This is a genomic window from Listeria sp. ILCC797, from assembly GCF_900186185.1.
Lineage (GTDB): Bacteria > Bacillota > Bacilli > Lactobacillales > Listeriaceae > Listeria > Listeria goaensis.
In genome coordinates this window covers 243683-264878 of record NZ_FYBS01000001.1, presented here as the reverse complement: position 1 = coordinate 264878, position 21196 = coordinate 243683, and the positions used below count along the sequence as shown (strand labels likewise).

The window sequence follows — 21196 nt, the reverse complement described above, 5'->3', positions numbered from 1 at the left end:
ACTAAGTATACAAATTGTGTTAGGAGTTGAAACAAGCATGGCTAATATACTTGAAATTACCGATGCAAATTTTGAACAAGAAACAAAAGAAGGTTTAGTGCTTACAGATTTCTGGGCAACGTGGTGTGGTCCTTGCCGCATGGTTGCGCCAGTTTTAGAAGAAATTGCGAATGAACGTGGCGAAAGCTTAAAAATCGTCAAAATGGACGTAGATGAAAATCAAGAAACACCAAGCAAATTTGGCGTTATGAGTATCCCAACTCTGCTTATTAAAAAAGATGGCGAAGTAGTGGATACAATCATTGGCTATCGTCCAAAAGAAGAGCTCGACGAAGTCATTAATAAATATGTATAATGCTACCAAATTATGGTAAAATAAAGACATCGCAAATTTTTGCGATGTCTTTTGTATGATGATAAGGAGTTGATCAAATGGTATCCGCACACTTGCAAAATAAATTAGCACTTCTACCTGATCAGCCAGGTTGTTACTTAATGAAAGATAAGCAAGGCACCATCATTTATGTGGGGAAAGCCAAGATACTTAAAAATCGTGTGCGTTCTTACTTTACTGGCGCCCACGACATTAAAACGCAGCGTTTAGTCCAAGAAATAGAGGATTTTGAATATATTGTAACGAGCTCGGACGTGGAGGCGCTCCTCCTCGAGATTAACTTGATTAAAAAGCATGATCCGCGCTTTAATATTCGTTTAAAAGATGATAAAACCTATCCTTTTATTAAAATTACGAATGAAAGGCACCCGCGTCTGATTATCACAAGACAAGTCAAAAGAGACAAAGGGAAGTACTTCGGACCGTATCCGAATGTATACGCCGCAAATGAAGTGAAAAAAATATTAGACAGGCTGTATCCACTTCGCAAATGCACTACCTTGCCGAACAAAGTCTGTTTATATTACCATCTAGGCCAGTGTTTGGCGCCGTGCGTTTTTGAAGTGGACCAATCCACCTATAAAAAAATGTCGGACGAAATCGTCAGCTTCTTAAACGGCGGGTACAAAGATGTCAAAAAGGAATTGATTGTCAAAATGGATGCGGCCGCAACCGATATGCAGTTCGAAAAAGCAGCCGAATTCCGCGACCAAATTACGGCGATTGAAACGACAATGGAAAAACAAAAAATGACGATGAACGATTTTGTTGACCGTGACGTATTTGGTTACGCCATTGATAAAGGCTGGATGTGCGTCCAAGTTTTCTTCATTCGCCAAGGAAAGCTCATCGAACGCGATGTGTCACAATTTCCGTTTTATACAGAAGCAGAAGAAGATTTCTTGACGTTCATTGGCCAGTTTTATCAAAAAGCAAACCATATCCCGCCTAAAGAAATTTACTTGCCAGATGACATCGACCATGAAGCAGTGCAAGCTCTTTTACCAGATACAAAAATCATCGTTCCGAAACGTGGGAATAAAAAAGACCTAGTGAAGCTAGCCTATAAAAACGCCAAAATTGCGCTCAATGAGAAATTTATGTTACTTGAGCGGAATGAAGAGCGAACAGTCGGTGCTGTTGAAAAACTGGGGGAACAAATGGGCATTCCAACACCTTCGCGCATTGAAGCTTTCGATAATTCCAACATTTATGGAACTGATCCAGTTTCTGCTATGGTCACCTTTTTGGACGGTAAGCCAAGTAAAAATGATTATCGTAAATATAAAATTAAGACGGTTGAAGGGCCAGATGATTACGCTACAATGCGTGAAGTTGTACGAAGACGCTACTGGCGCGTATTAAAAGAAGGCTTGCCATTACCCGACTTAATTTTAATCGACGGAGGAAAAGGCCAAATTGATAGCGCAAAAGATGTTTTAATCAATGAGTTAGGGCTTGATATTCCCGTTGCAGGGCTCGCAAAAGATGATAAGCATCGCACGAGTCAGCTTCTGTTCGGGGACCCACTTGAAATCGTTCCGCTTGGAAGAAATAGCCAAGAATTTTACTTGTTGCAACGCATTCAAGATGAAGTCCACCGCTTTGCCATCACTTTTCATCGGCAACTGCGCAGTAAATCTGGCTTCCAGTCCATTTTAGATGGCATTCCTGGTGTCGGACCGGGACGTAAGAAGAAAATTTTAAGCCATTTTGGCTCCATGAAAAAAATTAAAGCGGCATCGGTTGAAGAACTTGCTGAAAGTGGTATTCCAAAACAAGTCGCAGAAGCCGTCTATCAAAAAGTCCGCGAAGTGAATGCAAAATTAGCTGAAAAAGAAGAATAGAGGGGAACGAAATGGGTCTAGTCGTTTTAAAATTTGGTGGAACTTCGGTAAGTTCTGTCGCTAAAATTCAAAAAACAGCAGAACAGGCAATCCGTGAATCTGAAAAAGGGCATCAAGTTATTGTCGTCGTATCTGCTATGGGAAAATCTACAGATAAGCTGGTGCAAATGGCAGAAGAAATCTCCAAAACGCCTAGCAAACGCGAAATGGATATGTTGCTTTCAACAGGCGAACAAGTGACGATTGCACTTCTTTCCATCGCGCTTCAAGAAATGGGGCAGGAGGCTGTTTCCTTTACAGGCTGGCAAGCGGGTATTGAAACCGAAGAAGTGTATAGTAACGCCCGAATTTTAGACATCGAAAGAGAAAAAATTACAGCGGCACTTCAGGCGGGCAAAATTGTCATTGTTGCGGGCTTCCAAGGCGTGACGCAAAGCGGAGAAATTACAACGCTTGGTCGCGGCGGCTCCGATACAACAGCGGTTGCCCTTGCAGCCGAATTTGCAGCCGAAAAATGTGCGATATGTACAGATGTGGACGGCGTATATACAACTGATCCGAGGTTTATTAAAAAAGCAAAAAAACTGGCGCAATTAACGTATGATGAAATGTTGGAGCTTGCGAATTTAGGAGCCGGCGTTTTACATCCGCGTTCTGTGGAATATGCGAAGAATTTTAAAATCCCGCTTGAAGTGCGTTTAAGCCATGGGGTGGAAAATGGGACGATGATTGAGGAGGAGATTTATGTGGAGAGTGCAAAAGTAGTTCGCGGCATCGCGTTTGAGGACCAAATTACGCGCGTGACGATTCATTGGAGCGAAAAAGAAAATATGCGTGTCTCAAAAGTGTTTTCGGAACTTGCGAAAAATAATATTGACGTGGACATTATTATTCAAGGCATTACGGGACTTGGCCATGGCAATCTTTCCTTCACAATTAAATCGGCGGCGCTCTTAAACACGCTTGCTGTTCTTGAAAATAAAAAAGCAGAAATCCAATATGAAAAACTTGAATCTGAACAACATTTAGCCAAAGTTTCCATTGTTGGTTCTGGTATGGTATCGAACCCTGGTGTGGCGGCGCGGATGTTTGAGGCGCTCACTGAAAATGACGTAGCAATCAAAATGATTAGCACGTCAGAGATTAAAGTTTCTACCGTCGTGCCAGATCGAAAAATGATTGAAGCAGCCCAAGTTTTGCATGCTACCTTTGAATTAGAAGACTAGAAAGTGACTTTTTGTCGCACACCTTCAATCTATGGATTGAAGGTGTGTTTATTTTTGCTATAAAACGGTAGACTTTCCCAATTTAAAAACCCGCCTGAATGAGGCGAGTTAAAAGGTGTGTCTATTAACGAATATCACGGAATAAACCAATGACTTTCCCTAAAATCGATACTTGGTTTAAAATAATGGGTTCCATAGTGTCATTTTCGGGTTGTAAGCGGAAATGATTCGCTTCTTTAAAGAAACGTTTACAAGTTGCTTCGTCTTCATCTGTCATTGCAACTACAATTTCTCCGTTTGTTGCATTACTTTGTTTTCGAACAATAACTTTGTCTCCGTCTAAGATGCCGGCATTAATCATGCTTTCACCATCAATTTCTAACATAAAAATATCTTTTTCACCGGCAGCCATGCTCTCAGGCAGCGGGAAGTATTCATCAATGTTTTCAATCGCAGTAATGGGCATTCCAGCCGTCACTTTCCCAATTAAGGGGATATTCACAACAGCAGGAGTAGGAACATCATCTTCCATCGACAAGATTTCAATGGCACGAGGTTTTGTCGGGTCACGTCTAATAAGTCCTTTTGTTTCCAAACGAGCAAGATGGCCATGGACAGTTGAACTTGAAGCTAAACCTACAGCTTCGCCAATTTCACGAACAGAGGGCGGATAGCCTTTGTCCTTAACTTCAGATTTTATAAATTCATATATATCTTGTTGTCGCTTTGATAATTTCATGGTTTTCACCCCGTTATTTTAATTAGTTGTTACCAATAGTATAGCAAATGTTTTTTGGATATGCAAACAAAGGTTCGATTTTTTTGTTGACAAAAACGAACGAACGTTCTATAATAATAAAAAAGCGAACATATATTCCGTTGGAGGGGATTAAGATGACTTTGAAATTATTTTGGGATAAATACTATATTGCGATTATCTTTGTTGTTGCTTCTGTACTTATGGGATTAACATTACTATTTTATGCGAGTGCAACAAATGAAAATAAATATTCAACGATTGACGTAGCATCTGGAGATTCATTATGGGTTCTTGCGAATGAACATGCCGAAAAAGCGAACATGGATAAAATGACTTTTATTAAGTGGGTTGAAAAAGAAAATCATTTAAATAACAGCACATTAAAAGCGGGAGATGAAATTGTTATTCCGATTAAGAAAAATGAGATGAACAGCGACTCAACAATTCAATTAGCAAATGAGTAATTTTGTACAGTAATACGTTTTAAATAAAGGGTACGAACTAAAAATATATTCAGTAGCAATCGGTCGCAACGAACTGGTTTTACATTTTATGCTATAATAAAAGAAACACATTGATGAATAGGATGAAATTTATGTTGGAAAAAGCTAAAATTAATCGAATTAATGAACTTTCTCGTAAGAAAAAATCAGAAGGCTTAACAGCTGATGAAAAAATAGAGCAAGAAGAATTGCGGAAAGAATATTTAAAATCATTTCGGACACATATGAAAGGAACCATTGAGAATACAACAATCTTAGATCCGAATGGAAAGGATATCACCCCTTCAAAGGTGAAACAAATGCGCAAAAAAAGAAAATAAATAGCTGAAATGAGCATAAATGAACAAACGAACAAAAAGTTTGATCATTTATGCTTTTTTGGTTGTGTAATTTAAGTTTTAGGAATAAAATGGAGGTAGTTAAAATTTTAAATTAAGAGAGGATGTTTCATTTGTTCGATAAAACTGATCAATTAGCGATTAACACGATTCGCACACTTTCAATGGATGCCATTCAAAAAGCAAATTCAGGTCATCCAGGTTTACCTATGGGTGCAGCACCTATGGCGTATACATTATGGTCTAAAGTTTTAAATGCTAATCCAGCAAATTCACGCTGGTTTAACCGTGACCGTTTCGTATTATCTGCTGGACATGGTTCTATGCTTTTATACAGTCTGCTTCATTTAAGTGGTTACAAATTAAGCCTCGATGATTTGAAAAACTTCCGCCAATGGGACAGCAAAACGCCTGGACACCCTGAATACCACCATACTGACGGTGTTGATGCTACTACAGGTCCACTTGGCCAAGGCATTGCGATGGCTGTTGGAATGGCTATGGCAGAACGTCATTTAGAAGCAATGTACAATCGTGATACGTTTAAAGTTGTAGATCATTATACATATGCGTTATGTGGCGATGGTGACTTAATGGAAGGTGTTTCTGCCGAAGCAGCGAGTCTTGCTGGTCATCAACAACTAGGTCGTCTTATTGTGCTGTATGATTCAAATGATATTTCCTTAGATGGCGATTTAGATAAGTCGTTCTCTGAAAGTGTGAAAGCTCGCTTTGAAAGCTACGGATGGGAACATTTACTTGTGAAAGACGGCAATGATACAGCTGAAATTTTAGCGGCCATTGAAAAAGCGAAACAAAATACATCGCAACCTACGATGATTGAAGTGAAAACTGTAATCGGTTTTGGTGCTCCTAATGCCGGCACTAGTAAAGTTCACGGCGCTCCTCTAGGCGCTGACGGTGTGAAAGCAGCAAAAGCATCTTATGGCTGGGATTACGAAGAAGATTTTTATGTGCCGAATGAAGTTTATGAACGCTTTGGTAGCACAATCGCGAGCCGCGGAGCACAAGCTGAAAAAGCATGGTCTGATATGTTTGTTGCTTACAAAGAAAAATATCCAGAGCTTGCGAAACAATTGGAGTATAGCTTAGATGGCAAATTGCCAGAAGGATTTTCCGATAAATTACCAAAATATGAAGTTGGCGATAAAGCTCTTGCAAGTCGGGCGACAAGCGGTGAAGCTATTAATGTGCTTGCTGAAACATTGCCGCAATTATTTGGTGGCTCAGCCGACTTAGCTGGTTCAAATAATACGACGATTAAAACAGATGGTGAATTTACAAAGGATACACCACAAGATCGCAATATTTGGTTTGGTGTTCGTGAATTTGCGATGGGAGCTGCTTTAAATGGTATGGCTCTTCATGAAGGCTTGAAGGTTTACGGCGGAACATTCTTCGTATTTTCGGATTATTTACGCGCATCCATTCGCCTTGCAGCTATCCAACATCTACCAGTAACCTACGTTTTAACTCATGATAGTATTGCTGTTGGGGAAGATGGACCGACGCATGAACCCGTTGAACAATTAGCGTCGCTACGTGCAATGCCAGGTTTATCGATTCTTCGCCCAGCTGACGGGAACGAAGTGAATGTGGCTTGGAAATTAGCCGTAGAATCAACTAACAAACCACATGCGTTAGTGTTAACACGCCAAGGGTTGCCTGTACTTCCAAATACGAGTGAAATTGCTGAAGAAGGCGTACGCAAAGGCGCTTACGTTCTGTCTAAAGCGAAAAAAGATGTGCCTGATGCGATTTTACTTGCAAGCGGATCTGAGGTGCACTTAGTTGTTCAAGCACAAGAAGAGCTAGCTAAAAAAGGCGTTGATGTTTCTGTCGTTTCAGTGCCATCATTTGACCTTTTTGAAACACAATCTGCTGACTATAAAGAAAGTGTCTTACCAAATGCTGTACGTAAACGTGTAGCCGTTGAAATGGGCGCGAGCTTTGGTTGGGAGAGATACACCGGGCTTGATGGTAAAGTCATTGGTATTGACAAATTTGGCGCTTCAGCACCAGGTGAAACGATTATTGAAAACTATGGTTTTACAGTCGAAAACATTGTAAAAATAGTCGAAAGTTTATAATTTTCAAGGCGGATATTCGTGATTTGAATGTCCGTCTTTTTCTTTTGTAAAAAAGAGTTGTTTGTGAGGCGTAAATCAAGTACAATAAAGAAGGTATATTCGTTCAAGGAGGAGAAAGAAACTATGTGGATTTACATTCTTGTTGGTCTTGTATGCTTACTTGCAGGACTAGCTGGTGGCTTCTTTATCGCAAGACGCTACATGATGAGCTATTTGAAAAACAACCCGCCTATCAATGAGCAAATGCTCCAAATGATGATGGCGCAAATGGGACAAAAGCCGTCTCAAAAGAAAATCAATCAAATGATGAGCGCGATGAATAAACAAACAGAAAAAGAAACAGGGAAGAAGAAAAAATAATTTTCTGTTAGCGAATTTCATTTTTTGAGAATATAAAGATCGTCCTTTTGTTTAAAAGGGCGTTTTTATATGGGAAAAGGAGGAGAGAATATGGAACAGGCGAAGGCAGCATTAATTTTAGAGCGCAGTTTGTACCGGCTGGAATCAGAAGTAGAGCAAACTTTATCAGGCTATGTGACACCATTTTTAGGGGATAATTCGGGGAATCGGCTGAAAATTGGTTATGCGTTGCTATTTTCGACGCGGTTTCAGCATGACGCGAGGAAGAATGGTGTGATTCGGCTACTTTTAGATGAGGAGCTGGAACATGGTGCGGAAGCGAAGGTGCTTGCTCTTTTGGGGCGGCAGTTTGTGGTGGAAAATGCGGCGGATGAAGGGAGAATGGTGCTTGCACAGCAAGCGATGGATCTCGTTTTCATTCCAGAGGATTTATCCGGGTGTTCACTTCGTGAGCTGCATCGACTTGCGCTTGATTTACAGCTATTTGTTGTGGCGGAAAAGCTATATGACGAAAAATTTTGAAAAAAGGTGTTGTAATTTTTTTCAAGATATTGTAAAATGTAAGCGTTGCATAAAAAAATTTAAAGGAGGTATGCGAGATGCGTAAATATGTAGGAAAATCATTATTGCTTAAAATTTCATTATTTGTGTCGCTCCGTACCGATTCTTTAAGTATAAAGGGGATTTATTGACCTCTCGCATGCTTTGCTTTGTGCGCGGAAAATAGATGGCAAATAATACTTTTTAAGTAATAATGGGCAGAAGTGATGTCCATTATTTTTTGTTGTCTAAAAAGGGAAAAGGAGGGGTTGCCATGTGAAGATTTTTAAGGATTTAGGCTGGTTTTTTAAAGAACGAAAAAAGCAGTATACTTTTGGGGTTTCGATTTTATTCATCATTGCGCTTTTGCAGCTTATACCGCCGTTTGTCATAGGGAAAATTGTTGATGCGATAGCGGATTCGACTTTGACAAAAGAGACGTTAATAAAATGGATTGTGATTTTGATTGTTGTTGCGGTTTTGACTTATCTCGGACGTTACGTTTGGCGCTTGATGATTTTTGGTTCGGATAATAAATTGCAACGAACTTTGCGTTTACGGTTATTTGAACATTTGACGAAGATGTCACCGTTTTTCTTTCAGAGGTACCGGACTGGCGATTTAATGGCGCATGCGACAAACGACATTGCAGCCGTTCAACAAGTTGCTGGCATTGGGGTGCTGACACTTGCCGATTCATTTTTAACAGGTAGCACGGTTATTTTAATGATGGCGATTAGTATTGATTGGCGGTTGACGCTCATTGCGCTCATTCCAATGCCGATTATGATTTTTGGGTCATCGATTTTAGGGAAAAAACTACATGAACGCTTTCACGGCGCACAAAGAGCTTTCTCAAAACTAAATGATAAGACACAGGAGAGTATTTCAGGCATTAAAGTGACACGCACGTTTGGACAGGAAAAAGAAGATATTGCGGATTTTGCCAAACAAACGAGTGCTGTCGTGAAGAAGAACGTTGCCGTAGCCCGCGTCGATGCCATGTTTGACCCGATGATTTCGATTGTTGTAAGCATTTCTTTTGTGCTCGCAATAGGATTTGGTTCGAAATTTGTCATTGAAGGTTCGCTCACAATTGGGCAAGTCCTTGCGTTTGTCAATTACTTATTTCTACTCATTTGGCCAATGCTCGCATTTGGGTTTTTGTACAACATTATTCAACGCGGAAGTGCCTCATATGACCGCATCACCAAACTTTTAAACGAAAGAGAAGATATTGTCGACCACGAAGACGCGCGCGCAGAAACGCCTAGCGGAGCTCTTGCCACTCATATCAGCCGATTTTCTTATCCGGATGAAAAAGAGCCAGTGTTGGAAAATATTGACTTCACGATAAATGCAGGTGAAACACTGGGAATTGTTGGGCGAACAGGTTCAGGGAAGACGACGCTTTTAAAACTTTTGCTTCGTGAATACGATGACTATGCAGGCACGATTTCGTTCGGCGGAGTCAAAATCCAAGATTATCAGACAAATGCGCTTCGGAAAGCAATTGGCTATGTGCCGCAAGATCAGTTCTTGTTTTCGACGACTGTTTTAGATAATATTCGCTTTGGGGTGCCAGAAGCGGCACCTGAAGATGTGAGGAAGATTGCGAAAACCGTGGCGGTGCATGATGATATTGAAGGTTTTGTAGATGGGTATCAAACGGTTGTGGGCGAACGTGGTGTGTCGCTTTCGGGTGGTCAAAAACAACGCCTTGCGATTGCGCGTGCTTTAATTATGGATCCGGAATTGCTCATTTTAGATGATGCGTTATCGGCAGTTGATGCCAAGACGGAAGAGCGCATCTTGGAAAACTTAAAGGCGAGCCGAGCGGATAAAACGACCATCATTAGTGCGCATCGCCTGAGTTCCGTCGAACATGCCAACCTCATTATCGTCATGGATAACGGGCGGGTCATTGAACGTGGCACACACCAAGAATTGCTTAGAGAAAATGGTTGGTATGCGGAGATATACCGGGAGCAACAATTAGCGGAACATTTGAAAGGTGGTGGGGAACGTGAATGAGCAAATGAATGATGATTTATTAACGATGACAGGAAAAGAACATCGGCAAGTTTTAAAACGTCTGATGCGCTACACACGTTTCCATATTCCACTATTAATTTTAACTGGTTTTCTCGTGTTGTTTGTGACGATAATTGATGTTGTGTCGCCACTCATCATTCGGAAGTTTTTAGATGATTATTTGACACCGATGAACTTTGCAGTAGAGGCGATTACAATTCTTGTGGCGGGATACCTTGGACTTGCGCTAGCAAAGGTTATCATTTGGTATTTCCAACTCTTTTTCTTTCAAAAAATTGCCTTTCAGATTGTGGAACGCATTCGCATTGATATATTTTCTAAGTTGCATACGCTTGGCATGCGCTATTTTGATAAAACCCCTGCGGGTAGTATTGTGTCGCGTGTGACAAACGATACGGAAGCGATTAAAGACATGTTTATTAATGTGCTTTCCACTGCGATTCAAAGTTTATTCATGCTAATTGGTATGTACGTAGCGATGTTTGCTCTTGATGCGCAACTTGCGCTGTATTGTTTGGCACTATTTCCGCTCATCGCTTTTATTATTATCGTTTACCGGAAGAAAAGTTCAAAATTTTACCGGGCGAAGCGCGAAAAATTAAGTCAACTAAACGCCAATATTAGCGAGTCGATTTCAGGAATGTCGATTGTCCAACAATTTAATCAGGAAAGACGTCTAGCTCGCGAATTTGAAGTCATCAACAAAGATTACTACGATGTTGGGATAAAAAATATTAAATTTAATGCGCTGTTACTAGGTCCAGCCATTGATTTCATTTATGCGATTGCGGTCGTAATTATCCTTGGCTTTTTCGGAGCAGAATCGCTCATCGGTCCAGTGGCCATTGGTACGATTTATGCTTTCGTCAGCTATTTTGATCGCTTTTTAGAAGCCATTTATAATGTGATGGAGCGTCTTGCGATGTACCAGGAAGCGATTACTGCGGCAGCGCGCGTTTTCCGCATCATGGACGAAACAGAAGAAGTGCCCGCTCAGAAAAATGATGCGCAAGCTAAAATTGAAAGCGCAAAAATTGAGTTTAAAGATGTATCCTTTGCTTATGACGGGGAGCATGATGTTTTGAAAAATATTAGCTTTACGGCAGAATCTGGGCAGACGATTGCGCTCGTCGGGCATACAGGAAGCGGAAAAAGTTCGATTATTAATTTAATGATGCGCTTTTATGAATTTGAACGCGGCGAAATTTTAATTGATGGAAAATCGATTAAAGATTATAAAACGAGTGAGTTGCGTAAAAAAACGGGTCTTGTCCTGCAAGATAGTTTTATGTTTTACGGTAATATTCGGGACAATATTCGGCTGTACAACCAGGAAATTTCCGATCAGGAAGTGGAAGAGGCGGCCAAATTTGTACAGGCAGACAATTTTATTCAAACGTTAGATAGGACTTACGACCATAAGGTCATTGAACGCGGAGCATCATTTTCAAGTGGACAGCGGCAACTCATTTCCTTTGCACGTACGGTTGTGACGAATCCGCAAATTCTTGTTTTAGATGAAGCGACAGCGAACATCGATACGGAAACGGAAAGTTTAATTCAAACGGGCTTAAAACGCATGCGCACAGGTCGGACAACGATTGCGATTGCGCATCGACTTTCGACAATTAAAGATGCTGACTTGATTTTAGTTTTAAGCAAAGGCGAGATTATTGAACGCGGTACACACGACGAACTTTTACAAACGGGTGGAGTTTATCATTCGATGTACCAACTGCAAAATAGTGGCATGGAATTGTAAACATTTTGGTTTCTTTTCTTTAAAATAAGCGCTATAATGGCTAACGAAGCTTTGTAGGAGGAATCAGATATGTCACTTATTTTATCTATTATTGTTACACTCATTTTTGGTTCAATGATTATTTTAATTCGCATGAAAGCATCAAAACGACCAGCGTCTATAAAAGGCATTATTTTACCGCCAGTGATGATGTCGACTGGTGCGCTCATGTTTGTTGTCCCGTATTTCCGCGTTTCGGGACTTGATATTATCGAAGCCATTTTAATGGGGCTAGTATTTTCTGTCATTCTCATTTGGACGACGAAATTTGAAATTAAAAAGGATTTTGTGTTTATTAAACGTACAAAGGCATTTCCGGTCATTTTGATGTCACTGTTACTTATTCGAATTTTAATCAAATATTTAATTAGTGGTAGCCTTGAAGTTGGGGAATTATCAGGAATGTTTTGGATTATGGCGTTCGCGATGATTGTTCCGTGGCGTGTTGCGATGTATTTTCAATATAAAAACGTCGCTAAAAACCTTCAACCTACTAAAGAAATGGCAGAATGAGGCGATTTATTCGTAAAAATACTTGTGTAAGATTTATGTAAAAGTTATAATGAGGAAGGTCACATTTATGTGATAAAAAGGAGGAAATATTTTGAAGAAAACGTTAATTGCATTACTTATGTTTGTTTTAGCTTTCACGCTTGCAGCTTGTTCATCTTCAAGCAACAATGATACAGACAAAAAAGAAGAATCGAAGAAAACATCAAGCGAAGATGTACTAAATTATTATATGGATTTAGTTTCGACTATTAGTGATAAAAACGCGGATTACAGTGCCTATCTAAGCGCTTCGACTGCTGATCCTAAGCCTTCTGAAGCTGAACTTGCGGAGCTTGCTAAAAAAGCATCGACCTCTGCACAAGCGGTTTCCGATGCTTTAGCGGCTGAAAAAGTTCCGGATTTAGGGAAATCTACAGACGACTTTAAAAAGGCAGTTTCGGATTTAAGTGCTGCTTATGCCGATGAAGCAACAGCTTTAAACGCAACACCTGTTGACACAACAAGTGCTGATGAGAAGCTTCAAAAAGCATCTGCTGATATCTCAAAAATCTTAGAAGATAATGGCTTAGCTGGTTCGGATATTTTAACAGATACAATGTAATAAAAAAGCATTTTGGGATTACCCAAAATGCTTTTTTTAAATTTATTTTTTCTTCGTAGCTTGAATTTCTTGTTCCAGTCTTTCGAATGTTGCCATAAGTTCAAGTGATTTTTCTTCTAAAACTTCTTTTTGTTCTTTATCCGTATCATTTAAATGTATCGGATCACCGAAACGAATGATAACTTTTTTTCTTTTTAAAATTTCTTTGAAGTTTTTCGGGCCATCATAAAAGGCTGGTAACATCGGGACTTTTCCTTTAAAAGCAATGGTTACAGCACCGCGTTTTAAATGCAAGTTCGTCTGTTTACGCGTGCCACTTGGGAAAATACCGACGACTTTGCCTTGTTTTAATAAACGAATCGGCGCTTTAATAGCGCTAGGACCAGGGTTGTCACGGTTAACTGGGAAGGCGTTTAAATGCGTCATCAACCAATTAAGGAATTTCCCTTTAAATAACTCTTGTTTCGCCATATAATGAACAGATACAGGATAGACGGCAAAGCCAAGATAAATAATTTCAATCCATGAAGTATGCGGCGAGACAACAACATAAGGAGCCGCAGGTATTTTTTCTTTGTTTTGTACTTGAAATCGTCCACCAATGATGATTAAAATAATATGGACGACAGTTTTCGCAAATTTATAAAACAACTTCTTCACTCCCTAAAAGACATCAACTAGTATAAGTATACTCAAAAATGCAGATTTTTGCATTAAAAAAATAAAGCAGTAGAAAAGAGGCCATGATGAAACTTTTACATACAGCAGATCTTCACCTTGGAAAAATCGTATCAGGTGTTTCGATGCTTGAGGATCAAACATATATTTTAGAACAAATAACCGAAATTATTAAACGGGAAAAAGTAGATGGCATCATTATCGCAGGGGATCTCTATGACCGTTCGGTTCCACCAGCGAGCGCGGTTGACGTTTTAAACGATATTTTCTACGAGTGGAACGTGACGCTTGGCTTGCCGATTTTTGCGATTAGCGGCAATCATGATAGCGCAGAGCGGCTGCAATTTGGCGCTGCATGGTATGAAAAAACGGCACTTTATCTTGCTGGGAAAATCACTGACCCAGTACAAAAAGTAGCCTTTCAAAATGCTGAAATTTGGCTTGTCCCGTTTCATGAGCCTGGAGTTGTGCGCGAAAAATTTAATGATAGCGACATTCGAACTTACGAAGATGCGATGCAAAAAATAACCGATTCCATTCGGGCGCGTGCTGATAAAACGAAAAAGCAAATTTTAGTTGGACACGCCTTTGTTGCTGGCGGCATTTCAAGTGACTCTGAACGTCAACTTGCTGTCGGGAATGTAGACCGTGTTTCGACAAACTGCTTCGCTGGTTTTGATTATGTTGCACTTGGCCATCTGCACCACCCGCACGCCATCACGCACCCCACCATCCATTATAGCGGTTCGCCGTTAAAATATTCTTTTTCAGAAAGCAAGGATAAAAAAAGTGTGCGCATCGTTACACTCGAAGAAACGCTCGACGTACGTGAAGTATTCTTGCAACCAATACGCGACATGCGAATTGTGAGCGGAAGCTTAAGCGAACTTACGACCAATATTTTAGACAAGAAAGAAGATTACTTGCAAGTGAAGTTAGAAGACGCAGGTGCGCTTCTTGATCCGATGGGGCAACTTCGTAAGTTCTATCCGAATATTTTGCATTTAGAGCGAATGCGGCACCAGATGGAAGACAAGCTTGAATTGAAGTTTGATGAGCTGATGAAAAAGGATGATGTGGCATTGTTTGATCAGTTTTTTGAATTTGCTGAAGGTAAAAGTATGACAACGGCGCAAAAAGAACTGATGACGGAAATTTTTAAAGAAGCGCGTGAGGGAGGTAAAGAATGAAGCCGTTAAAGTTAACGATGGAGGCATTTGGTGCCTATAAAAAACTGGAGACAATCGATTTTACTGAACTTGGGACAGAACGTATTTTTGTTATTTCTGGAAAAACGGGTGCGGGCAAGTCCACGATTTTTGATGCAATTAGTTTTGCCATTTTTGGCGTTACAAATTTAGCTGACCGGGAAGGCGCATCAATGCGAAGTGACTTTGCGGCGGATTCAGATTTAACGGAAGTGACACTCACTTTCATGTTGCGCGAAAAAACGTACTTCATTAAACGAATGCCGCAGCAGGAAGTGAAAAAGGCGCGCGGCGACGGCATGCGCTCTTTAAATCAAAAAGCCGAGTTGTTTGAAATAATGGACGATGGCGAAAAATTGCTAGCTAGCTCCGTGCGCGATGTAAAAGTAAAAATGGAAGAATTAATTCAACTGAATGTCGACCAGTTTCGGCAAATTTTAATGATTCCCCAAGGCGAGTTTCGTGAATTGCTCATTTCAGAAAGCAAGGAAAAGGAAGTCATTTTACAACGGTTGGCGCATACGGATTTTTACAAATATGTCGAAAATCTTTTATTTGAAAAGCAAAAAGAGTTACAGCTTTTGGCAGAAAATACGCGAACCGAACTTTGGAAAGTGATTGTAGCGGAATTCGCTGATGAAACGCTAACCATTGCCGAAATCGAAGAACAATTTCAAACGAAAATGGCGGAGCAGAAAAAGCACATGGCAAGTTTGCAAGATGAGCTAACAACACTTGAGAAGGTGAGCATCGCGGCAGCTCAAAGCGTTGCGGTGGCGGAAAATATCGAAGCGGACTTTGTACAGCTTGAGAAGCAATTGGAGGAGCTCGAACTATTATACGGTGAACGGGAGAAAATGCAGGAGTTGAAGCGGGAGCTAACGAAAATGAAGGCGGCGAAAGAGTTGCAAGCTGCGTTTATGCAGCGGGAGCGAACGAATGAAAAAATACGCACGGTGCAGCTAGAAAAGGAGCAACTTGAAAATCAGACGGAAGATGCGCGCACGGAGCTTTTAAAATGGGAAGAGGGGCAGCGGGAACTTTTAGAGATGGCAAATCGTGTAGCAAAATGGCGTCGCAATCAAATTGAATTTGAGAAAATGGCGCCGAAGATGAGGCAGCTTACGGAAAACTTAACACAATTGGAGTTTAAAAAGGCTGCTTTTATTACAAAAGAAGAAGCTTTTAAAAGATTTGAAGTGGATTTCGAGATACTTGCGCATGATGTGAGTTCGCTTGAGGACCGTATTGCGGCGCTTGAGAACCTTGAGCAAGAACGTTTCCAGCTGTTGGAGAACATGAACGAACTAGAGGGCGAGCGGAAACAAGTGGCAGAAAATGTTGAGAAAACGAGCCAGCTTTTGCAAATAGAAGAGCAGCTTGCGGTTTTGCGGCAAGAACAAAAGGCGCAGACGACAGTTGTAAAAGCGCTTCAAAAAGAGGAAGCGGAACTCCTTGCTGCTTCGAAACAGGAGCAGGCCGCACTCTTAGCGACACACCTTCATAACGGTGATCCATGCCCAGTCTGCGGCGCAACGGAACACCCGCAAATGGCTACGTTTTCTGGAACTTTGGATATTGGGAAGCTAGAGGAACTTTCAAAAGAGCTGGAAACTAAAACGCTTGGATTAAAGCAAGTTGAGGAAAAAATCGCCCGTTTGAAATGGCAGACTGAGCAGTGGGGAGATGTAAGCGGAAATGATTTTGCTGTGTTTGATGAGCAGCTAGCAAAATTGACCGCTACGATTGAAACTGCCAAACAAAAACAAGCGAAGCTAAATGAACAGCTGGAACTACGAAACAAACTCAAAGCGCAACTAAACGAACAGCAAGCTGCGAAACAGAATTTGACGCATCAAATGACTGAAGCGCAAATTGAAAAAGATAAGTTGCAGCGCGAATTGGACCTTTTGGAGACGGAAATCAATTGGCTTTACACAGATATTCCGGAAAATTTGCGCGAACCTGAAGCTTTCAAGCGTTTGCAAAACCAAATTGCGGCATCGCTGTTAGAATTTGAAAAACGCGAACAGGAAGTTTCAAAAGGTGTTACGGCGCAAAAAGAGCTTGTCAGCAACATGGAAACGCGCTTAAAAGGCACAGAAAAACAACTCGCGGAACTTTCAAACGAATGGCAAGCCGATCAGACACTTTTTGAAGAAAAACGAGTCAACCTTGGATTCCAAGATGAGGCGACTTTTAAGTCCTATTTGGCGCGCGAAAATGAAATCCCCACGACCGAAACGACACTTTCGAGCTATGAAAAAGCGCTTTTTGTGGCGGAAGATCGAAAACAGGTGCTAGCAGAAAAACTAAAAAACGTCGAGAAGAAAGACGTCAGCAAATTGCAAGCAGAACTAGATGCGGCGAAAGCTGTTCAAAGTGAGGCCGAACAAAAAATGCTCGTTGTGCGCGAACGTGGAAGTGAAACGTCCAGTCGCTATACGCTTTTTAATTCCAAAAAAGAAGAATTGCTTAAATTTGAAGCGGAATACGCAGATTTGGGTCTGCTTGCGGATACTGCGCGCGGGAAAAATGATTTGCGGATTACGTTTGAGCGGTACGTGCTCGCGACTTTCCTCGACACAATTGTTCAGCATGCTAACGTGCGTTTACTGAAGATGACAAATGGGCGTTTTGAGCTTAGCCGAAAGCGCGATAAAGCGAAAGGCAACGCGCAGAGCGGGCTTGAGCTTGAGGTGTATGACGAATATACGGGCTTAACGCGCCATGTGAAAACGTTATCGGGCGGTGAAAGTTTTAAAACGTCACTTGCGCTAGCGCTGGCTTTAGCTGAGGTGGTGCAGGAGATGGCTGGCGGCATTTCGCTTGATACGATGTTTATCGATGAAGGTTTCGGTACGCTTGATCCGGAATCTTTGGAAACGGCGATTGAATGTTTGCTGGAAACGCAGGAAAACGGACGACTTGTGGGCATCATTTCGCATGTACCAGAGCTTAAAGAGCGCATTCCGGCTCGGCTTGAAGTGACAGCAACGAACCAAGGAAGCAAGACGGAGTTCGTGTTACACACATAAAAGGGCTCGCGGCGAAGAGAAGTCGCGAGTCTCTTTTTGTATTTCATAATTTACAATTCCGAAAAATACTATATAATTATAGTTATGAAGATTTTCTCTTACTATAAGAAATCCAGAGTACATCAAGATTATTTAAACGGGAGGAATTAATTTTTGAACATACAAACAGACGGAAATGTGGCTAAGGAAAAAGCTACAGCGTTAAAGAATGCAACGGACAACCTTGTTCAAACGTTAACAATCGAACAGGATAACCAAACAACGGTGAGTGGGAATTCGGATGCACACGAGGCTACAAAGAAAGCACAGGACACAGCGAAGAAAATAGCAGAAGCTATCATGAAAGCCTCTTCTGATATTCAGTCTGTATCTCAAGAATTTGAAGCATTAGATGCTCAAATCATTCAAACTTTAGGAGGACTCTCTTATGAATGAATGGGAAAAACTGAATACTCAAGAGAGAGTATTGCTAGAGAAAGAAGACCATATCAGGCAAGAAATAAAACAATTAAGTTATATCAAAGCACAATATGATTCGAATCTTAGAGAAGGACGTAACTTCATACATGAGTGTGAGCAGTTATTTCATAAAAGTGATAAACCTTACTTTTATCAACAAGCAATGGATGAATTTTCGTACGAATCCAGACAAGCCATCACATATTTAGAAGAAACGGAAGAGACTACTTATCGTGAGAAAAAGAAAATGGAGCAGGAATTAAATGATGTGATGCATCATAAACGCAAATTAGCTTTGGCAGCAAAGGAGAGCAACTTATGAGCATTGATATGTATGTTTCGAAGTCAAAAAATCAAGCAGCTAGTGTGAGTAAGATGTGTGCAACTTATGAAGTAGGATTTGAAGATTTACAAAAAGCTATCAATGATTTTGTTATAAATTCTCCCGCACTGCAAGGGCGTGCGTATGACTCGGCAAAGGACTATTTTGCAAAAGTATTACTTCCCCTTGCCAAAGGTGGTATGCTGTTAACCGAAGCGGTAGATAACGCAGTGAAGAGCTTTCCAGAAACGTATACTACCCAAGTAGATAGTAGTGATTTGAAGCAATCTGAACTGGAAACAAAAATTAGACAAGCGGAATATTTAATAAGAGAGCTTGAAGATATCCGTAGTCAACTAGTATCTTCAAGCGTGACATGGGAAACAAGAAATGAGCAACTAAGTTTTAATGCTAATATATTAAATATATATCGAAGAAGCAAGCAGGATTTAGAAGAAAAGCTTGATAAATTATTGGCTTTTAATGCCAGTTCTCCTGCTTTATTTTCGGAGATTGCTTCCTTAGAGCAAACGGTTCATCAAGGATTAGCGCAAGCTAGAACAGCATGGAGTGCAACAAGTGGTACTTTTATCATTCCGAGTGACTTGTCTTGGACACAAAGTATTCATGATAAGTGGGACATGCGTGATTTAGCAGGAAAATCAAAACATGAGTTTCTCCTTACTTTGCAAGAGCAATTTGGATTTGATGAAGAAACAGCTAAACAAATTTACAGGTTAAAAGAGAATCTTGATAGAATGTTTCCAGATATATCGCAACAGTACAGAGACTATATTTTGCTTCGGATTTTTAGCGGAGTAACTTATGGAAGTAAGAAGTGGGAACTTACTGCTGGGAGTTTAGAAGGCTATTATTTTCTCTTTAGAGATTTTGCTGTTACAGGAATAGCTAAGAATTATGAAGAGATTCTAGAAGAATTGGGTTTATCAAGTCAAGAAATTAAAGAGTTTAAATATAATCTTGGGATTCAGCATGAGTTTTCGGGAGCATCTGAACTTTATAATATAGAATTCATAAAGAAAAATGATTTAGAGAAATATAATTTATTTAAGAAAAAGCTTATAAATGTCTATGGAAATATGTCAGATGAAGAATTTGAAAAAAGATGGAATGCCAATTTAAATAGGTTCTCAAACAAGGCAGATTTTACGCATCAATCTGTTACAATGGCAACAATCTTATATAATAATCCTCTAAGGCTCTCAAATTTAAGGGGGTTAAGTAATGAATTTACAAATGAATTAGCGGGGTGGCGAGGAGATACGACAACACAAGCGGATGCTAACCCTAGCATTGCAAATGATGATTACCAAGCAGATTTAGATGCTGTAAATATAACTAGAATGATGGAAGATAACGAAATAGATTATCTAATGGCTTCTAATCAATATTATAGTGATATTAAAAATAGCAAATATACACGAGCAGAGAAGTTTAAAAATAATGTTGACTTTGAATATGTTAAGTCAGCAATATTAGATGATTTGGCTCCTAGATACGAATATACTTATAATGGGAATAAAATGCAACAAAGTAGTAAAGCGCGTTATGATAGTCCGTATATACACACGGAACGTGAATTAACAGAAACAGAGAAATTGAATTATGTGAAAGAAAATTATCCACAATCATATAACTTTATTAAAAGTGTAGAATATAATCAAAATAATGTTAAAAATTATGCAAATGAAGGGAAGGAACTATGGGCAAGAAAAAATGGATAATTATAGCTACTATCTTAATATTACTTATTTCTATCCCGATAACAGTTACGATTATAAATCAAATAAAAATCAAAAATATTTTTGATGAAATTTATTATGATGAAAGGACTGCGCTTTCTGATGGTCTTTTTGGTTCTGGAGATGCTTCTTTAGCTCAAGTTAAAGGGATGAAGCCATGGAATCGAAGTGGCCCACATAGCTTTGAACTTACTCCTTTTTTTGAAACATACTCTAATGATGTCCTTCCAGAAGGGATAGTCGGATTGAGTTATATGTTTAGTTTTGCAGGGGAGAAAGATAATGGAAGCTTTTCCATAACGATACAAAAAGAATTGAGTGACAATGTCATTGTATATTTAGGATATAATTACAAGGTTAAAGATAAAAAACTAACAAAAACAGTAGGTGTTGAAGATAAATTTCTTCAAGATGATGATTTTACAAGAGATACAGATAAAGTGAAAAAATATTTAGAGGAGTATAGTACGAATTTAAAGGAGATGGAGCAAGTAGGAAATAGCATTTTAAGAGATAAGTTACTAACAGATTGGTGTTCAGTTTATAACAGCCGTTTTTCACCAGATGATTTTGGCGATGTTAAAGTAAAGAAAACTTATTAAAAAACTTAAAAAAAGCGTGAGGTGTATATAAACAAGCCTCATGCCTTTTTTTATGTTAAAATAAAGGTTTAGAGGAC

20 protein-coding genes are annotated in these 21196 nt (G+C 39.9%); 18 read left to right on the top strand and 2 right to left on the bottom strand.

The annotated features are described in order from the left end of the window. The first annotated feature begins 37 nt into the window (after positions 1 to 37). From trxA to BN1609_RS01260, 3 genes are all read left to right on the top strand, one after another. Entirely contained in the window at positions 38 to 355 is a 318-nt protein-coding gene (gene trxA, locus BN1609_RS01270) for a thioredoxin (RefSeq protein ID WP_088808799.1), read from the top strand. 77 nt (positions 356 to 432) lie between these two features. Continuing rightward, positions 433 to 2241 (top strand): excinuclease ABC subunit UvrC, encoded by a 1809-nt coding sequence (gene uvrC / locus BN1609_RS01265; protein ID WP_088808800.1) that lies wholly within the window; start codon positions 433 to 435, stop codon positions 2239 to 2241. Between the two features lie 11 nt (positions 2242 to 2252). Beyond that, entirely contained in the window at positions 2253 to 3467 is a 1215-nt protein-coding gene (locus BN1609_RS01260; protein WP_088840426.1) for an aspartate kinase, read from the top strand. Between the two features lie 124 nt (positions 3468 to 3591). Here BN1609_RS01260 and lexA read toward each other — a convergent pair whose 3' ends face one another. Further along, the gene (gene lexA, locus BN1609_RS01255; RefSeq protein WP_088808802.1) at positions 3592 to 4206 is read right to left on the bottom strand and encodes a transcriptional repressor LexA; all 615 of its coding nucleotides are present in this window, start codon (positions 4204 to 4206) and stop codon (positions 3592 to 3594) included. A gap of 155 nt (positions 4207 to 4361) precedes the next feature. On the opposite strand from lexA, the gene yneA reads away from it, so the two are divergent. From yneA to BN1609_RS01210, 9 genes are all read left to right on the top strand, one after another. Then, positions 4362 to 4691 carry a cell division suppressor protein YneA gene (gene yneA, locus BN1609_RS01250; RefSeq protein WP_088840425.1) on the top strand — a complete coding sequence of 110 codons (330 nt, stop codon included), beginning with the start codon at positions 4362 to 4364 and terminating at the stop codon, positions 4689 to 4691. Between the two features lie 131 nt (positions 4692 to 4822). Further along, complete coding sequence (locus BN1609_RS01245; RefSeq protein ID WP_088808804.1) at positions 4823 to 5050, top strand: DUF896 domain-containing protein; 228 nt, start codon at positions 4823 to 4825, stop codon at positions 5048 to 5050. Positions 5051 to 5181: 131 nt separating this feature from the next. After that, the gene (tkt, locus tag BN1609_RS01240) at positions 5182 to 7179 is read left to right on the top strand and encodes a transketolase (RefSeq protein WP_088840476.1); all 1998 of its coding nucleotides are present in this window, start codon (positions 5182 to 5184) and stop codon (positions 7177 to 7179) included. Between the two features lie 123 nt (positions 7180 to 7302). Then, positions 7303 to 7539, top strand: coding sequence for a YneF family protein (locus BN1609_RS01235; RefSeq protein WP_088808805.1), 237 nt, complete (start codon positions 7303 to 7305; stop codon positions 7537 to 7539). Between the two features lie 90 nt (positions 7540 to 7629). Further along, complete coding sequence (locus BN1609_RS01230) at positions 7630 to 8061, top strand: hypothetical protein (protein ID WP_088808806.1); 432 nt, start codon at positions 7630 to 7632, stop codon at positions 8059 to 8061. 294 nt (positions 8062 to 8355) lie between these two features. Next, a complete protein-coding gene (locus BN1609_RS01225) occupies positions 8356 to 10113 on the top strand; it encodes an ABC transporter ATP-binding protein (RefSeq protein ID WP_088840424.1) in 1758 nt (585 codons plus the stop codon). Positions 10114 to 10117: 4 nt separating this feature from the next. After that, positions 10118 to 11896: an ABC transporter ATP-binding protein gene (locus tag BN1609_RS01220; RefSeq protein WP_369821878.1), complete on the top strand. Its 1779-nt coding sequence runs from the start codon at positions 10118 to 10120 to the stop codon at positions 11894 to 11896. A 69-nt stretch (positions 11897 to 11965) separates the two neighbouring features. Beyond that, positions 11966 to 12448, top strand: a complete 483-nt coding sequence (locus tag BN1609_RS01215; RefSeq protein WP_088840422.1) for a CcdC family protein — start codon at positions 11966 to 11968, stop codon at positions 12446 to 12448. 91 nt (positions 12449 to 12539) lie between these two features. Then, positions 12540 to 13049, top strand: a complete 510-nt coding sequence (locus BN1609_RS01210) for a hypothetical protein (RefSeq protein WP_088808809.1) — start codon at positions 12540 to 12542, stop codon at positions 13047 to 13049. Between the two features lie 42 nt (positions 13050 to 13091). Here BN1609_RS01210 and BN1609_RS01205 read toward each other — a convergent pair whose 3' ends face one another. Next, complete coding sequence (locus BN1609_RS01205; protein ID WP_088808810.1) at positions 13092 to 13700, bottom strand: 1-acyl-sn-glycerol-3-phosphate acyltransferase; 609 nt, start codon at positions 13698 to 13700, stop codon at positions 13092 to 13094. Positions 13701 to 13795: 95 nt separating this feature from the next. Here BN1609_RS01205 and BN1609_RS01200 point away from each other — a divergent pair, with 95 nt between their 5' ends. The 6 genes from BN1609_RS01200 to BN1609_RS01175 all read left to right on the top strand — a co-directional run bounded on the left by BN1609_RS01200 (position 13796) and on the right by BN1609_RS01175 (position 21119). Beyond that, positions 13796 to 14917 carry an exonuclease SbcCD subunit D gene (locus BN1609_RS01200; RefSeq protein WP_088840421.1) on the top strand — a complete coding sequence of 374 codons (1122 nt, stop codon included), beginning with the start codon at positions 13796 to 13798 and terminating at the stop codon, positions 14915 to 14917. Next, a complete protein-coding gene (locus BN1609_RS01195) occupies positions 14914 to 17973 on the top strand; it encodes an AAA family ATPase (RefSeq protein WP_088840420.1) in 3060 nt (1019 codons plus the stop codon). The genes BN1609_RS01200 and BN1609_RS01195 overlap by 4 nt, the downstream gene beginning before the upstream one ends. A gap of 153 nt (positions 17974 to 18126) precedes the next feature. After that, positions 18127 to 18408 carry a TIGR04197 family type VII secretion effector gene (locus BN1609_RS01190; RefSeq protein WP_088840419.1) on the top strand — a complete coding sequence of 94 codons (282 nt, stop codon included), beginning with the start codon at positions 18127 to 18129 and terminating at the stop codon, positions 18406 to 18408. Continuing rightward, positions 18401 to 18754, top strand: coding sequence for a DUF3958 family protein (locus tag BN1609_RS01185; RefSeq protein ID WP_088840418.1), 354 nt, complete (start codon positions 18401 to 18403; stop codon positions 18752 to 18754). Before BN1609_RS01190 ends, BN1609_RS01185 begins: the two co-directional genes overlap by 8 nt. Beyond that, positions 18751 to 20499 carry a T7SS effector LXG polymorphic toxin gene (locus tag BN1609_RS01180; RefSeq protein ID WP_088840417.1) on the top strand — a complete coding sequence of 583 codons (1749 nt, stop codon included), beginning with the start codon at positions 18751 to 18753 and terminating at the stop codon, positions 20497 to 20499. Before BN1609_RS01185 ends, BN1609_RS01180 begins: the two co-directional genes overlap by 4 nt. Next, complete coding sequence (locus BN1609_RS01175) at positions 20478 to 21119, top strand: TipC family immunity protein (RefSeq protein WP_088840416.1); 642 nt, start codon at positions 20478 to 20480, stop codon at positions 21117 to 21119. Before BN1609_RS01180 ends, BN1609_RS01175 begins: the two co-directional genes overlap by 22 nt. Positions 21120 to 21196: the final 77 nt, after the last annotated feature.

Excerpts from the sequence above, each read along its gene's own strand:
- BN1609_RS01215 (WP_088840422.1), top strand. The coding sequence starts at position 11,966 with ATGTCACTTATTTTATCTATTATTGTTACACTCATTTTTGGTTCAATG.
- trxA (WP_088808799.1), top strand. The coding sequence starts at position 38 with ATGGCTAATATACTTGAAATTACCGATGCAAATTTTGAACAAGAAACA.
- BN1609_RS01235 (WP_088808805.1), top strand. The coding sequence starts at position 7,303 with ATGTGGATTTACATTCTTGTTGGTCTTGTATGCTTACTTGCAGGACTA.
- BN1609_RS01230 (WP_088808806.1), top strand. The coding sequence starts at position 7,630 with ATGGAACAGGCGAAGGCAGCATTAATTTTAGAGCGCAGTTTGTACCGG.
- lexA (WP_088808802.1), bottom strand. The coding sequence starts at position 4,206 with ATGAAATTATCAAAGCGACAACAAGATATATATGAATTTATAAAATCT.
- BN1609_RS01175 (WP_088840416.1), top strand. The coding sequence starts at position 20,478 with ATGGGCAAGAAAAAATGGATAATTATAGCTACTATCTTAATATTACTT.
- BN1609_RS01200 (WP_088840421.1), top strand. The coding sequence starts at position 13,796 with ATGAAACTTTTACATACAGCAGATCTTCACCTTGGAAAAATCGTATCA.
- BN1609_RS01260 (WP_088840426.1), top strand. The coding sequence starts at position 2,253 with ATGGGTCTAGTCGTTTTAAAATTTGGTGGAACTTCGGTAAGTTCTGTC.
- BN1609_RS01180 (WP_088840417.1), top strand. The coding sequence starts at position 18,751 with ATGAGCATTGATATGTATGTTTCGAAGTCAAAAAATCAAGCAGCTAGT.
- BN1609_RS01195 (WP_088840420.1), top strand. The coding sequence starts at position 14,914 with ATGAAGCCGTTAAAGTTAACGATGGAGGCATTTGGTGCCTATAAAAAA.
- uvrC (WP_088808800.1), top strand. The coding sequence starts at position 433 with ATGGTATCCGCACACTTGCAAAATAAATTAGCACTTCTACCTGATCAG.
- yneA (WP_088840425.1), top strand. The coding sequence starts at position 4,362 with ATGACTTTGAAATTATTTTGGGATAAATACTATATTGCGATTATCTTT.
- BN1609_RS01185 (WP_088840418.1), top strand. The coding sequence starts at position 18,401 with ATGAATGAATGGGAAAAACTGAATACTCAAGAGAGAGTATTGCTAGAG.
- BN1609_RS01245 (WP_088808804.1), top strand. The coding sequence starts at position 4,823 with ATGTTGGAAAAAGCTAAAATTAATCGAATTAATGAACTTTCTCGTAAG.
- BN1609_RS01220 (WP_369821878.1), top strand. The coding sequence starts at position 10,118 with ATGAATGATGATTTATTAACGATGACAGGAAAAGAACATCGGCAAGTT.